Here is a 15,205-nt window from a genome sequence, read left to right on the forward strand (position 1 = left end):
CCATAATGATGATTAATCTCATGATATATAGTATATAATTAGAAATATATCTTTTTACTTTAAAAAAGTATCAATATATTGAGGTTGATATCCATGACAATAAATATCCGATTGAAAGAAAATTTAGAAGAAATTATTCATTACCCAGATTCCTTATGGCAACATATCATGTTACATACTCAACTTGACCAAACGATTCTAGGTTATATCCCTTTGCATTGGCACAATGATTTACAGCTGATGGTGGTCACTTGTGGGACTATTCAAATTGAAATTGCTAATCAAACCGTTGTATTAAAAAAGGATCAAGCTTAGTTTATTAATACAAATGTAGTTCATAAAATAGAAGGGCTTGAAGCGGATACTTCCTTTTACTGTTGGAATATTGGTTTACCTGATGCGACAGACTATGTAAATTATAAATATGTAAATCAAATTATTAATACGCTTGATAAGCATCCTTATATGAAAATAAATGGTGTCAATGTAGAAGAAAAGATAAAAAATGTAGGAGAATTATTTGAAGCAAAAGATAAGCATTATCAACTTAATATATTAAGTGAGTATTATATTTGTTTGAAATATCTCGTCATGCTGATAGATCAAACTCATCATTCCAAACAATATTATTACTTTGATCAAAGAATAAAAGATTGCATAAACTTTATTCAGAGGAATTACACATATAAAATAAAAATGCATGACTTATGTAAGATATCCTGCATTAGTAGTTCAGAAACGATTAAGCTCTTTAAAAGGTATGTAGGTATGACGCCTTTCCAATATTTATTACACTATCGATTGGAAAAGGGCGCAAAGCAACTTAAATTAACTCATAATAATGTAACGGAAGTAGCTTTGGATTGCGGTTTTTCTACAACGAGTTATTTCATACAGATGTTTAAAGATAAATACAAAGTTACACCTAAACAATTTCAATTATCACATTAATAAAAATGCGAATTCTGTTATCAATATACCTGATAACTCGAATTCGCATTTTTTGGTGTTTGATGATAATTATTTTGAGTGTTATTCGAATCTACATTTTTGTAGTTAGAAGTTGTGAAAGAGTGAGAATGATATGAATCTGAATGACTTGATGTTGAACTTACGTCCTCATCACTATTTCTAGATGTGTTGTTGATACGAGAATGATCACTATCTAAAACTGAATTACTCATATCTTTACCTTGTAAACTACCGATAAGTATAAAAGCAAGATAACAACTACAAACAACTAGTATGATTGAAAGATAGACGCCAACAGCGATTTTTACTGGTTTATCCATCCATATCCTCCTAAGGTCGTAGTAACTTTCATATTAAAGATAACATGTGTTTTTTAAGCTAATGTAAATTCAAAGTAAAATTCTCATTACTTTACTAAAGATATGAAATGAATTAAAAAATTCTACAATATAAAAATAAAATTTATCATTTTTTCTAAAAAATGCATAGTGTATATGCAATAACTTTACATTTATTTACACTATCTTAATGTTGAGTTAAAAGATTTAAAACTGAGTTAACACACACATGATAGTCTACTACTAGCTAGAGAATAAAAAAATTTGTAATGAATTATGATGAATTATATAGATTATATTGACTTTTGATTAATTTTTTATTTAGACTTTACTATGATGGAAACGTTTTAAATTTTTGTAAAAATTGTGAGTTAATTAATTTAAATTAGTGTTTATCATTTTCCATTAACAATTTAATATTACATAGAAAAGCGAGGTAAGACGGATTGATTCTCATTATAGTGTGTGTCCTGTTGATTCTATGGCTAGGAATTAAAGAAAAAAGACGTCATGCGAATCGACTAAAGAAAATTCCTTTACGAATTAATATCAATGGGATTCGCGGGAAATCTACAATCACTCGAATGGCTTACAGCGTGCTTCGAGAAGACCATTACAGAGTAATCGGTAAAACGACTGGAACAGATGCAAGAATGATGTACTGGTTCACACAGAAAGAATACGATGTAATTAGAAAACCTCAAGGTGCAAATATTGGTGAACAGCGTGATATTATTCGTAAGGTTGTAAAGCAAAAAGCAAACGCACTTGTTAATGAGTGTATGGCTGTTAACCCTGACTACCAAATTACATTCCAAAAAGATTTAGTAAAGGCAAACATTGGCGTTATTGTAAACGTGATGGAAGATCACATGGATGTATTGGGTCCAACTCTTAAAGATGTAGCTCAAGCCTTTACAGCAACTATTCCATATAATGGTAAATTAGTTGTAATGAAAGATGAATATACTGATTTCTTCGCGAAAGAAGCTAAAAAGCGAAATTCGGAAATCATCGTTGTAGATAAAGACGAAATACCTGAATCATACTTAAGAAAATTTGACTACTTAGTATTCCCGGATAATGTTGCCATTGTCTTAGGTATAGCAGAGGCTGTTGGTGTAGATTATGAAACAGCACTTCAAGGTATGTTAAATGCCCCAGCCGATCCAGGTGCGGTGCGTATTAAATATTTCTATGCAAATAACACGCAAAATGTCTTTGTTAATGCTTTTGCTGCAAATGAACCAAAATCTACAAAGGCAATTTTGAATAAAGTTGAATCATATAATTATTTATACAAAAAGAAAATTATCATTTTAAATTGTCGTTCAGATAGAATTGATAGAACACAATTATTCGTTGAAAATTTCTTAGAAGATGTTGATTATGATGTTTTAATTTGTACTGGTAAGAGTACGCAAATGGTTTCAAACCTAATGCAAAAAATGCCAGATAAGAAATATTTAAATTACGAAGGGCAAGAATTCTCTGAAATTGAAAAAGGAATTATGCATGAGTCAGAAAATGCACTTGTCTTTTGTGTAGGAAACATCCACGGCCCGGGTGGAAGAATAGCGGAATTCATAGAAGGGATAGAATAAAAAAATGATAGGTTCAGAGTTATATTTCTCCTTATTCGTAGGTGTTATTCTCAGTTTAATATTTGCTGAGAAATTCGGGATCAACCCGGCAGGACTTGTTGTTCCTGGTTACTTAGCTTTAATTTTTGATCAACCCATAATGTTATTATCAGTATTGATTATTAGTTGTTTAACTTACTTTATTGTTAATAACGGTATTAGTAATTGGGTGATTTTATATGGTAGAAGAAAATTCGCTGCTATGATTTTAACTGGTATGGTACTCAAGTTTATATTTGACTTAATTTATCCTCTCACGCCATTTGATATGGTTGAAGTTTCAGGTATTGGTGTTGTCATTCCAGGAATCATTGCAAATACGGTTCAAAAGCAAGGTGTCGTAATTACATTATCAACTACAATGTTATTAACTTGTATTACTTATGTCATCTTGTTCTTATATAGCTTTATCAACTAATCACGAACAAGGAGCGCGTATTAATGAAAAAGAAAAAACGATTATCGCCCAGTGAGTGGTTACTTAAACAGTCTAAAAGACATAAAAGAAGAAACACGCTTTACACGGCGATTGTCCTTTTATTAGCTTTAATTCTATTAGTATTTGCGATCAGAGCAATACATGTCGATCCTGTCAAAAGTGATGCTAAAAGTGGAAATAGCCTTCGATTTACATACTTAGGCAACATTACTTTAAATAAACACATTCGCCAAAATAATTTGAATGATGTATTTGCAGGAATTCAAGACACGTTAAAGAATAGTGATTTTTCTTCGGCTTCTTTATTGGTTAATGAATTTTCAAAAAATCAAAAAGATGATCTTAATAAAAACATAGAAAATATCATGTTCTTACGTAAACAAAATATTAAAAGTGTGAATCTCATCAACAAGTCTATTGATAATATTCAAGCGACAGAGTTAATGAGAAAAGTTGAATCTCAAGCAGGTTATAACTTTTTAACAGGAAATGGTTCAAATCCTATAAATAGTAAAACTGTTCAACAAGAAATTAAAGGTAAGAAAGTCGCAAATGTATCATTTACAGATGTTGAATCAAATTATACTAAACCTTTAAAAAATACGACTTCAATCAGTTTAGATCCGAAGATTTTTTATCCACTCATTAAGAAGTTAAAAGAAAACAATGATTACGTAGTAGTTAATGTTGACTGGGGTATTCCTAATGAAAGAAATGTAACTGATAGACAAAAAGAATATGCGCACGCATTATCAGATGCTGGTGCTGACATTATTGTTGGTCATAATTCAGTTGTACAGAAAATAGAAAAATATAAAAATACACCTATTTTCTATAGTTTAGGTAATACAACTTCAGATGACTTCTTATCGAAAAATCAAAAAGGCATGGTCGTACAACAAGATTGGAACGGAAAACATAATAAATTCCATATCACACCAATTCAGTCAAAAGACGGTAAAATCTCTAAAGATGATATGAATAAATTGGATCATGTAAGATTCCATAACAATATCAAAGATAAAACAGTTAATTTAAAATCAGATAATAGTGGAGGTTATACTTTTGAATATTAAAAAACATTGGTTGCCAATCGTCGTTGTCATCTTAGTTATTGTCATTGTCTTATTAGTGACATTTGCCAAAGCAAATGAAGGTTTGGATCATTATGAACAAAATGAATTGAAAAATGGAGAACAGCAATATCTTTCAAAAGGGGCAAGCTAAATATGAATATATATAATAAAGTGACCTTGAGTGTCATTTTAGTTATAACAATTGTGATTTCGTTCCTCTTTTATTTCTTAACAACTGAGAAGAAAGTGGACAAAGACACGTTATATGAAAATAAGATAGCGAACCATAAACAATCTGGTAACCAAAAAAATTATGGTGTTGCCTCTAATAATGCAATTGCAACTAAAGTAGGTAATAAAATAATTGAAGATGGCGGTAATGCAACAGATGCAGCTGAAGGTGTTGCTTATGCTCTAGCTGTAACTGAACCTCATTCGTCTGGTTTAGGCGGTGGGGGCGCAACGCTAACGTACAATGGTAAAGATGGAGAAGTCCCTAAAATGTATGAATATAAGACAATGTCTTCATACAATTATAAACAAGGCGACAAAATCGGTGTACCTGGCTTCGTTAGAGGTATGCATGATATGCATGAAAAAGAAGGTAAAATGGATGAGAAGAAAATCTTTAACTATGTCATCCCTTTAGCAGAAGATGGCTTCGAAGTAGATTCAGAACTTGAACGTAGTTTGAAAATTTACGGCTCTAAGATTGACCGTAATTCACCTTTCTTCAAAGGAAGTAAAACAGTACGTGAAGGTGACGTTGTTAAGCAAAGTAAACTTGCTGACACGTTAAAGAAAATCCGTGATAAAGGCCCAGATTACTTCTACAAAGACGTAGGTAAAAGTATTTCTAAACAGTTAAAAAATAAATTGACTGAAAAGGACTTCACAACCTTCAAAACTGAATCAAAAGAACCAGTAAGCACAACTTATAAAAATAACAAAATTTATTCAGCTTCTAACCCATTAGGTGGTACGCTAACTTTACAAGGTTTAAAAGTTGATGAACAAGAAAACCAAAATAATGCTGACCGTACTAGCTTTATTACTGCGATGATTAAATCACGTGATTTAATGTACCAAAACCGTGATATCGTTAATGGTTCAGAAGCAAGTAACGACCAACAATTATCGGATGATTACTTACTTGGTCAATTAAATAAAGTTAATGTTGGAAGTAACACAGAAAATGGTAGTGACTTTAACCAAATAAGAACTGATAATACAAGTACAACGCACTTTGTAGTTATTGATAAAGATGGTAAATTAGCAAGCACGACTAATACACTTTCAAGTTACTTTGGATCTGGTGATTTCATGAAAGAAGGATTCTATATGAACAACTCATTAGGAGACTTCTCTAAAGAATCAACGAGTCCTAACTATGGGGAACCTCATAAAGCACCGAGATCATTCATTTCACCATCAGTAGTGGTAGGTCCTAACTTCTATATGGGTATTGGTACTCCTGGAGGTAACAAAATTCCTACTATCTTAGATGAGGTTATCGTAGATTATTTAAATGGTAACGGTACGTTGCAAGAATCTGTTGATAAACCACGTTTTTATAATGATGGTGGTACAGTTTATTATGAAAATGCTACAAGCGATGAAGATATTAACATCTTCAAAAGTTTAGGTTTTGGCGTTCAAGAAAAACGTAATGACCCTAACTTCGGTAGTGTTCAAGGTGCCGTGTATGATAAAAATAAAAAATCAGTAGACGTCGGTGCAGATGTTGGTAACCGTTAAAAATTAAATACAAATAATAGTACACCTTCAAAGTTGAAATCATATCACTTTGAAGGTGTTTTTATGTATTTAGTGGAATCATGTGATTAAAATATTTAATTTTAAAATGACTGATTTATGATTGCAATATTAATTTTCCCTCACGGTAAAAAATTTATGCATATCCGACAGTTTTATGACATTGGGTGTAAGCGTATACAGGTCAATTCATAAATAGTATGATGATTGAGTAAAAGTTTTACATATAATTTAAGACTTCGAGGTGGCTTATGGATATTATAGCTTTATTAATAGGATTAGGACCGTTATTAGGTTGGGGATTGTTCCCAACGATTGCATCTAAATTTGGTGGACGACCTGTGAACCAAATCTTTGGTGCAACAGTCGGGACATTAATCTTTGCAATTATATTAGCCGTGGTAAAAGGTATTGGAATACCCGGAGGTATGGCACTCATATTTTCAATTATTTCAGGTGCCGGATGGGCATTTGGTCAAATTATTACATTTAAAGCGTTTGGGTTAGTAGGATCATCTAGAGCTATGCCTATTACAACAGCTTTTCAATTATTAGGTGCTTCGTTATGGGGCGTATTCGCTTTAGGTAACTGGCCTGGTATAGCAAACAAAATGATTGGATTCGTAGCACTCATAGTAATTTTAGTTGGCGCACGAATGACAGTTTGGTCAGAGAAAAGTGAACAAGAGTATAGTCAAAATCTTAGAAAAGCAGTGGTTTTATTACTTATTGGTGAAATTGGATATTGGGTTTATTCAGCTGCACCACAAGCTACAGATATAGGTGGATTAAAAGCATTTTTACCACAAGCTATTGGTATGGTAATTGTAGCAGTCATCTATGCTCTAATGAATATGAACAAAGGGAATGCCTTTAAAGAAGCAGTCAGTTGGAAACAAATTATTTCTGGTTTCTTCTTCGCCTTTGCCGCGTTAACATATTTAATTTCAGCCCAACCCAATATGAATGGACTAGCTACTGGTTTCGTTCTTTCCCAAACTTCAGTCGTTTTAGCAACTTTAACAGGTATTTTCTTTTTAAATCAGAAGAAAACGCCAAAAGAATTAATGATTACTATTGTCGGATTGGTTTTAATTCTTATAGCTGCTTCCGTAACTGTATTTATTAAATAACTTAGTGAGGGATTGATATTTATGAAAAAGACAGCAGTATTAAATAGTCATGTTTCACAAGCTATCTCAACTTTAGGACATTATGATTTAATTACCATCAACGACGCAGGAATGCCTATACCTAATGATGAAAGACGTATTGATTTAGCAGTAACAAAAGGCTTACCAAGTTTTATAGATGTACTTGAAAATGTTTTAACAGAAGTGGAGATTCAAAAAATTTACTTAGCAGAAGAGATAAAAACAAATAATTCAACTCAGCTTAAAGTAATTAAACACTTAATCGAGGAACATGTAGAGATTGAATTTATTCCTCATAGTAAAATGAAAGAGATGCTTCAATCACCACATAATAAAGGGAACATTAGAACAGGAGAGACAACACCTTTCTCTAATATCGTATTAGAATCTAATGTCACTTTTTGATAGAAAGCTGATTGAAGAATTATATATCTAAAAAGGGGGCTATTTCAATGAGTAGAAACAAGGTAGTTATAGTAGGTTCAACCAATGTTGATAAATTTATTAACGTGACGCGTTTTCCTAAACCAGGAGAGACATTACACATTGATCAAGCGCAACGAGAATTTGGTGGAGGAAAGGGGGCTAATCAAGCGATTGCAGCTGGTCGTCTAGAAGCTGAAACAACTTTTGTTACTAAAGTAGGTAAAGAAGGTAATGCCGATTTTATCATCGAAGATTTCAAAGAGGCGTCTATTAATACGGAATATATTTTAACCGCTGATAATGAAGAAACAGGGCAAGCTTTCATAACAGTATCAGAAGACGGTCAGAATACAATTTTAGTATATGGTGGAGCAAATATGACTTTAAGTGCAAAAGATGTCATGGCAGCAGAACAACCAATTACTGAAGCGGACTTTGTTGTGGCACAATTAGAAGTACCAATTGAAGCTATAGAACAAGCCTTTAAAATTGCTAAAGCAAATGGTGTAACAACTATACTCAATCCTGCCCCTGCGATTGATTTACCTAAATCTTTATTAGCATTTACAGATATTATTATTCCTAATGAAACTGAAGCTGAACTGCTATCAGGTATCTCTATCACTAATCAAGATAGCATGAAAGAAACCGTAGAATATTTCTTCAAATTAGGAATTTCAACAGTACTTATTACGCTTGGGGAACAAGGTACATATTATGCAACTGAGAATGAATTCAATATTGTTCCATCCTATAAAGTAAAAGCTATTGATACCACTGCTGCAGGTGATACATTTATTGGAGCTTTTGTGAGTCAATTAAACAAAGATTTGAGTAATTTGGAACAAGCTATCCAATTCGCTAACCAAGCATCATCTATAACTGTTCAACGACAAGGAGCTCAAGCTGCTATTCCTACTAGAGATGAAGTAATCAATGTCTATAAATAATTAGTGAAAGGTATTTCATTACGTATTCATAATTAAAAAAATGCTCTAAGAAGTTGTGTTAAAACAATCATCTTAGAGCTATTATTTTTTCTAAAATACTATTAACTCTAAACTTTAAGTTTTCATATAGTATGTAAGCATATATGATATAAATATACAGAGATAACTTAATACATATTTGACATAAACGAAGGGTGATCAAAAGATGGAAGCAGTTGTTTTAGGTATTGATTTAGGAACGAGCGCAATTAAAATTATCGCAGTCAATCGCCAAGGCGAAGTATTGGAGACTGTAAGTGAACAATTGAAATTATTTCAAGAGCAACCTGGATATAGTGAACAAGACCCTAATGAATGGTTCCAAGCTACTAAGCGTGGCGTTAAGCGCATCATCTCTTCAAATGCTTTAAAGAATAAAGCTGTGAAAGGTCTTTCGTTCTCAGGACAGATGCACGGTCTAGTCGTCTTAAATAAAGAAGGACAGCCCTTACGCAATGCAATACTCTGGAATGATACTAGAAATTCGGAACAGTGTCGTCAAATTAAAGAAGTGTATGGTGAAAGACTCAACTATAATCCAATATTAGAAGGATTTACATTACCTAAAATGTTATGGGTTCAACTACATGAGCCTGAAATTTGGGAACAAGTGAATGTTTTTATGTTACCTAAAGATTATTTACGATATTGTCTAACGAATCGAATTAATATGGAATACAGTGATGCGGCTAGCACATTATTATTAAATCCTAAAACAAATTTGTGGACAAAAGATGTGGGCTCAATTTTCAATATCCCTGATATTTATCCATCATTAGTCAATTCACATGAATGTGTTGGGTACGTTAGCGAATTACTGGCAGATGAACTAGGTTTAAAGCATCAGGTTGCTGTATTTGCAGGAGGTGGGGATAATGCCTGTGGAGCTATAGGAGCTGGTGTGATTAATGATAAAGAGGCATTATGTAGTATAGGAACATCTGGCGTTGTATTAAATGTTGAACATAATCATGTTACAGAGTATGATCAGAATTTACATTTCTTCAATCACAGTATCCCTAATACGTATTATGCGATGGGAGTTACATTAGCTGCAGGTTATAGTTTGAATTGGTTGAAGACCACATTCTTTGAAAATGACTCCTTCGCCAAAATTTTAGATTATGCTGAAAGTGCCAAACTAGGAGCAAGTGGCTTATTATTTGCTCCTTACTTAGCTGGTGAACGCACGCCACATGGGGATGCCTACATTAGAGGTAGTTTTATTGGTATTAGTGGACAACACAAAAAAGCAGATTTTGCACGTGCAGTTATAGAAGGTATTACTTATTCTTTATATGATTCAATCAAAATAATGCGAGAAGCAGGACACGAAATCAATTCAATTACCTCAATTGGTGGAGGGGCTAAAAGTAAGTTCTGGCTTCAACTTCAAGCAGATGTTTTTAATATGAAAGTGAAAAAATTAAAACATGAAGAAGGTCCAAGTATGGGAGCAGCTATGCTTGCAGCATACGGACTAGGTTGGTTTGAAAGTGTAGCTGATTGTGTTGAGACATTTATTAAAGTTGAAGAAGTTTTTAAACCTAATGCCGAAAATCATAAACGATACGAACAATTCCATAATGTTTATCAACGAGTTTATAAGCAAACGAAAGAACTAACAAAGGAACTACTAGCGATTACAAAGTAAAGTACGAACTCTCGGACAATTCATGTGCGAGAGTTTTTTATATTGATAACTCAAAATGCAAAACCTAGACTTTATATAGAAATTTATTGAAAAAAGTGAATTATTGAAAAGATGGGAAACAATATTTGATTTTTAGTTTGAGCGACAAAAAAGAAAAATTATTTTCAAGGAAATGAATATTGACATTAAACTAAATAGAACGTTTAATAAAATTATATTTTAACAATTAATATATGAGCACAATTAAAAAATAAGACACCGAGAGGATGATAATATGTTAATTTTGAAACAAGAATTGTGTGAGTTTCTAAACCGTATGTCGCTACGAACGTTTGCGTATATGAATGAACTCGACTATCCTAATTTATTACTTGAACTTGAACACCAAGATATTACACTACCCACTACATACCAACTTCAAAGGTCAATTCAATTCCCTCAATATCAACCACCTTCGCATCAAGTAAGTAATCAATTTATCAATCTAAGAGATGAAGCTGAAAGTGATATTAATGATGAAAAGTTACGTTTTTTTACAATTCTATCCTGTCAACCAGCACAGTGAAATGTTGAGTGCATACTCTAGAATGACCCAATTAAAAATCAAAACAACTGTTAAACCACTTAAATTATCATTCCCATTAGATCCAGATACATTAACTGATAAACTCAACCTTCCACCTGCTCATGAAAATCGCGACATTCCTTTACTCCTATATATGCTTCAAAAACTACTTTCAGAACTCAAAAAATGCAATTTAAAATTCTCTATTCAAGATAATATTATAGAAATCATCTATCCCAGTCATATTGTTAAAGTCTTCATTAATTTATATAAAAACAATCAAAGCATCTATCCTCTACAAATATTTGTTAGTGCTTACTGTAGATACGCGCCATTTATTGAGCAAATGGAATCAATATCTATGTCTACATCTAAAGAAGTGTTAACAAATGTAGACAAACTTTTCTTACTTATACTTGAATTACCAGAAAGACTTACAAGACAAGAATTTTCATTGAGTCAAAAGAATTATGACTTAGCTGAAAAATTATTTTTCATTAAAGGGTAACTTTTACTTATTGAAAAGATATAGAGGTAGAAGTCCGCCTAATTAATTAAACTGATATAGGTAAGAGTAGAAAATGATAAAATTCACCCGTGAATCTGAAAATAGGTTTAAGGGTAAAAATACAATTTTAACCTAAACATTCATATTTAAGGGCTGGTTGCACTAGAAATTTGCAATAAGCCCTTAAAAATTGTGAGCAATTTGTTACATTTTGAGATAATAAGCGTTAGAATATATAAGTCGCCTAAATGATATGTACTAGTTATCTTGTACATCATATGAAGACGATTTTGAGGTAAGGGTAAAGTAATGTTGATGATATCGCTTACATTCGTTAGGGTTAGGTGTAAAATATTTCGAATAAAATCAAATAACAAAATAATTTCTCTTTTGTACTTTTTGCAACAATAAAAATATAACTTAGTGAATTATTTCACAATATCTACTAATTTATTTGTTGTAAATTATTGAAATCGCTTTCTTAAGGGTGTACGATAGCTATGGCCTAAAAAAACAGAAAGAAGGTTATGGGGAAATGAATATAATCTTAGGAGTAGGGACACTAGTAATTGTACTTATCATCATGACGCTGTTCTTAAACTTTGCGCCATATGGTAAACAAGGTTTACAAGCTTTATCAGGGGCAGCTTGTGCCACATACTTACCACAAGCATTCTTAAGTTATGCTATCGGTGGCGTGTTCCACATTAAATTTTTTCAAGAAATTGGTGACTTAGCAGGGAGTTTAAGCGGAATTGCAGTTGGTATTTTAACATGTTTAAACTTGGGTGTATCTCCAGTTTTTGCTGTTATCGTTGGTTTAGTTTTACATGATTCAAAATTATTGCCAGCATTTATAGCAGCATATATTATTGCTTTTGGGATTAAATTGATAGAGAAAAAAGTTCCAGAAGGACTAGATTTAATTGTTGTAATTTTATTGGCTCCAGCAATTACATTTGGTTTAGCAAATTTAATTTCACCCGGGGTTATCGCTGTACTTAAACAAATTGGTTCAGCTATCTCATCTGTAGGTAATGATAATCCTTATGCTTTAGCAGTTATATTAGGACTAGTTATACCTGTAACAGGCATGACGCCTTTAAGTTCAATGGTCTTAACAAGCTTATTAGGGCTTACAGGTATTCCAATGGCAATCGGTGCATTAACATGTACTGGTGCTTCATTCGTTAACGCAGTACTATTCAGTAGACTGCATATTGGTAAGAAAACCAATGCGTTCGCAGTATTTATCGAACCATTGACACAAATAGATTTAATTGCAAAATATCCACTACAACTTTATGGTACGAATGCCATCATCGGTGTTGTAAATGCTTGTATCGTTACATTCAGTGGACTAGTAATCAATGTAAAAGGTATGGCTACACCGATCGCAGGTGCGATTGTATTATTTGGATTTAATAATGCAGTGACTTCTATCATAACTATCATCACAGTGGGTATAGTAAGTGTAGTACTAGCATTCGTTATGAGTTCAATTATCAAGAAATTTAACTTAATGAATATTAGTTTCAAATTACCAGGGAAAAAGAATCGAGTTAAGGAGAGTGTTTAATAATGGCTAAAAGCTATGATTACCAAAGTGCTTTTGACATTATTGGACCAGTTATGATGGGACCATCAAGTTCTCATACTGCTGGTGCAGTTAAAATAGGTAACTCAGCACGTGCTGTTTTAGGAGACATGCCTAAAACTTTAGAGATTCATTATTATGAATCTTTTGCTAAGACGCACCAAGGACATGGTACAGACGTAGCTGTAGTTGGTGGTGCTATGGGCTATAGCACCTTCGATAGCCGAATTAAATCAGCATTAGATATAGCTAAGGATGAAAATATCGATGTTGATATCATCGAAGAAGATGGAGAAAGTATCGGTCAACATCCTAACTGTGCTTATATTAAGGCGAACTCTGAAAGTGGACGTCATATTGAAGTCATTGGTATTTCAATTGGTGGCGGTACAATTAAACTTAAAGGCATTAACGTCAATGGCTTAGAAGTTGAAATTAACAATGGACTTCCAATGTTAGAAATAGACGGCGAAATGGATAAAGCTCAGGTGAATCACTTAATCAACGACATGACAGATATGGAAATTGATTTTGGTGATGAAACTGTCAAGACGAGCGACAATAATGGTCTAGTTGTATTACCTTTAAATAAAGCAATCTCAGAATCAACATTAAACAAAATTAGAGAAAAATACAGTGACTTAAACGTTTCCTATATCAATTAGAGGGGGATTATAAATGTTTAATTCAATTAGAGAGACAATAGATTATTCTGTTGAACATGACATTTCCTTCGCTGATATCTTGATCAACGAAGAAATGGAAAGAGAAGGTATATCACGCGACGAAGTACGTGAACGTATGAAACAAAATCTTGAAGTGATGCGTGATGCAGTAGAAAAAGGTACTACTGGAGATGGTGTAGAAAGTGTTACAGGTTATACAGGCCATGATGCGGCAAAACTTCGTGATTACAACGAAAACAATCATGCTTTATCAGGGAAAGAAATGATTGAAGCCGTTAAAGGCGCAGTTGCAACAAACGAAGTGAATGCAGCAATGGGTATCATCTGTGCTACACCTACAGCTGGTTCCTCGGGAACTATTCCCGGCGTTCTTTTCAAATTAGAGAAAACTCATGATTTAACTGAAGATCAAATGATAGATTTCCTATTTACTTCAGCATTATTTGGACGTGTAGTTGCAAACAACGCAAGTGTTGCTGGTGCTACAGGCGGTTGCCAAGCAGAAGTTGGTTCTGCGTCAGCAATGGCTGCGGCAGCTTCTGTAGCTATCTTTAACGGTACGCCAGAGCAATCTGGTCATGCGATGGCACTTGCGATAAGTAACTTATTAGGTTTAGTTTGTGACCCTGTAGCAGGACTCGTTGAAATTCCTTGTGTAATGAGAAATGCTATTGGTTCAGGTAACGCATTAATTTCAGCAGACCTTGCATTAGCTGGCGTTGAAAGTCGTATTCCAGTTGATGAAGTTATCGGTGCGATGGACAGAGTTGGTCGTAATTTACCTGCATCTCTTCGTGAAACAGGTTTAGGTGGTCTAGCTGGTACACCAACTGGTGAAGAAATTAAACGTAAAATTTTCGGTGAAGCTGAAAATATGGTAAATAATAAATAACTTATAAATATAATGATTAAGCACTTTAGTTTTGTGTATAGCAAGACTAAAGTGCTTTTTTCTAAGGTTATAAAGATTAACTGTTTTAGTAAGTACATAGTTGAATGATTAAAACGGAAACCAATAGACTATGGTCTATTGCATTAAGAACACCGTCGAATTAGAATTCGCATATTAGATGAACACAATAGTCAAGAAACTATTATGTAAGAAGCACTAAAGAATTATTACCATCATAAGTGCTTCTTTAATATTGCAAAATGTGGGTCCCCAATCTAAAATAGCTTAAAAGGGGTTGATGCAATGCTAAGATTATTCCTTATCTTTCTAGCATTCATCATTAACACAACGATAACTTATTTATGGACTACAGAGGGGACATGGGTCAACTTATTATTTAAATCATTATCATTAAGTATGATTCTCGTTTTTATGTTCTACTATATTCGTTTTGTTATTGAAAATAAAAACAAAGAATGAAATTTAACCA

The 15,205-nt window shown here is 33.0% G+C and carries 18 protein-coding genes; 17 read left to right on the forward strand and 1 reads right to left on the reverse strand.

Translation table 11 applies throughout. From position 1 onward, the window contains the following. The first annotated feature begins 93 nt into the window (after positions 1-93). Positions 94-315, forward strand: a complete 222-nt coding sequence (locus V6C74_RS01855) for a hypothetical protein (RefSeq protein ID WP_002454017.1) — start codon at positions 94-96, stop codon at positions 313-315. Between the two features lie 150 nt (positions 316-465). Further along, on the forward strand, positions 466-951 hold the full coding sequence (locus V6C74_RS01860) for a helix-turn-helix transcriptional regulator (protein WP_016898579.1): 486 nt from the start codon (positions 466-468) through the stop codon (positions 949-951). A gap of 20 nt (positions 952-971) precedes the next feature. Here the strand turns inward: V6C74_RS01860 and V6C74_RS01865 are convergent, their stop codons facing one another. Next, positions 972-1,292, reverse strand: coding sequence for a hypothetical protein (locus V6C74_RS01865; protein WP_002454015.1), 321 nt, complete (start codon positions 1,290-1,292; stop codon positions 972-974). Between the two features lie 464 nt (positions 1,293-1,756). Here V6C74_RS01865 and pgsB point away from each other — a divergent pair, with 464 nt between their 5' ends. The 15 genes from pgsB (at position 1,757) to V6C74_RS01940 (ending at position 15,195) form a co-directional block, all read left to right on the forward strand. Then, positions 1,757-2,914, forward strand: coding sequence for a poly-gamma-glutamate synthase PgsB (gene pgsB / locus V6C74_RS01870; protein ID WP_002454014.1), 1,158 nt, complete (start codon positions 1,757-1,759; stop codon positions 2,912-2,914). 4 nt (positions 2,915-2,918) lie between these two features. Then, positions 2,919-3,371, forward strand: a complete 453-nt coding sequence (gene pgsC / locus V6C74_RS01875) for a poly-gamma-glutamate biosynthesis protein PgsC (RefSeq protein ID WP_002454013.1) — start codon at positions 2,919-2,921, stop codon at positions 3,369-3,371. Positions 3,372-3,394: 23 nt separating this feature from the next. Beyond that, on the forward strand, positions 3,395-4,468 hold the full coding sequence (locus V6C74_RS01880) for a CapA family protein (protein WP_002432536.1): 1,074 nt from the start codon (positions 3,395-3,397) through the stop codon (positions 4,466-4,468). Further along, positions 4,458-4,619, forward strand: a complete 162-nt coding sequence (locus tag V6C74_RS01885; protein ID WP_002454012.1) for a hypothetical protein — start codon at positions 4,458-4,460, stop codon at positions 4,617-4,619. Before V6C74_RS01880 ends, V6C74_RS01885 begins: the two co-directional genes overlap by 11 nt. Positions 4,620-4,621: 2 nt before the next feature. After that, positions 4,622-6,226, forward strand: coding sequence for a gamma-glutamyltransferase (locus V6C74_RS01890; protein ID WP_002454011.1), 1,605 nt, complete (start codon positions 4,622-4,624; stop codon positions 6,224-6,226). Positions 6,227-6,495: 269 nt separating this feature from the next. Next, positions 6,496-7,377 carry a ribose transporter RbsU gene (gene rbsU, locus V6C74_RS01895; protein WP_002454010.1) on the forward strand — a complete coding sequence of 294 codons (882 nt, stop codon included), beginning with the start codon at positions 6,496-6,498 and terminating at the stop codon, positions 7,375-7,377. 21 nt (positions 7,378-7,398) lie between these two features. Then, entirely contained in the window at positions 7,399-7,803 is a 405-nt protein-coding gene (gene rbsD / locus V6C74_RS01900) for a D-ribose pyranase (RefSeq protein WP_002454009.1), read from the forward strand. A gap of 47 nt (positions 7,804-7,850) precedes the next feature. Next, positions 7,851-8,774: a ribokinase gene (rbsK, locus tag V6C74_RS01905; RefSeq protein ID WP_002454008.1), complete on the forward strand. Its 924-nt coding sequence runs from the start codon at positions 7,851-7,853 to the stop codon at positions 8,772-8,774. Between the two features lie 205 nt (positions 8,775-8,979). Further along, on the forward strand, positions 8,980-10,467 hold the full coding sequence (xylB, locus tag V6C74_RS01910; RefSeq protein ID WP_002454007.1) for a xylulokinase: 1,488 nt from the start codon (positions 8,980-8,982) through the stop codon (positions 10,465-10,467). 274 nt (positions 10,468-10,741) lie between these two features. Further along, positions 10,742-11,032 carry a hypothetical protein gene (locus V6C74_RS01915; RefSeq protein WP_016898581.1) on the forward strand — a complete coding sequence of 97 codons (291 nt, stop codon included), beginning with the start codon at positions 10,742-10,744 and terminating at the stop codon, positions 11,030-11,032. A 22-nt stretch (positions 11,033-11,054) separates the two neighbouring features. Further along, entirely contained in the window at positions 11,055-11,540 is a 486-nt protein-coding gene (locus V6C74_RS01920; protein ID WP_016898582.1) for a hypothetical protein, read from the forward strand. A 535-nt stretch (positions 11,541-12,075) separates the two neighbouring features. Further along, positions 12,076-13,119 (forward strand): PTS sugar transporter subunit IIC, encoded by a 1,044-nt coding sequence (locus V6C74_RS01925; protein WP_002432706.1) that lies wholly within the window; start codon positions 12,076-12,078, stop codon positions 13,117-13,119. Positions 13,120-13,121: 2 nt separating this feature from the next. After that, entirely contained in the window at positions 13,122-13,802 is a 681-nt protein-coding gene (gene sdaAB, locus V6C74_RS01930; protein ID WP_002432599.1) for an L-serine ammonia-lyase, iron-sulfur-dependent subunit beta, read from the forward strand. A 13-nt stretch (positions 13,803-13,815) separates the two neighbouring features. Continuing rightward, positions 13,816-14,715, forward strand: a complete 900-nt coding sequence (sdaAA, locus tag V6C74_RS01935; protein WP_016898583.1) for an L-serine ammonia-lyase, iron-sulfur-dependent, subunit alpha — start codon at positions 13,816-13,818, stop codon at positions 14,713-14,715. Positions 14,716-15,018: 303 nt separating this feature from the next. Then, positions 15,019-15,195: a hypothetical protein gene (locus V6C74_RS01940; RefSeq protein ID WP_016898584.1), complete on the forward strand. Its 177-nt coding sequence runs from the start codon at positions 15,019-15,021 to the stop codon at positions 15,193-15,195. Positions 15,196-15,205 lie beyond the last annotated feature (10 nt).

The organism is Staphylococcus capitis subsp. capitis (genome assembly GCF_040739495.1).
GTDB lineage: Bacteria > Bacillota > Bacilli > Staphylococcales > Staphylococcaceae > Staphylococcus > Staphylococcus capitis.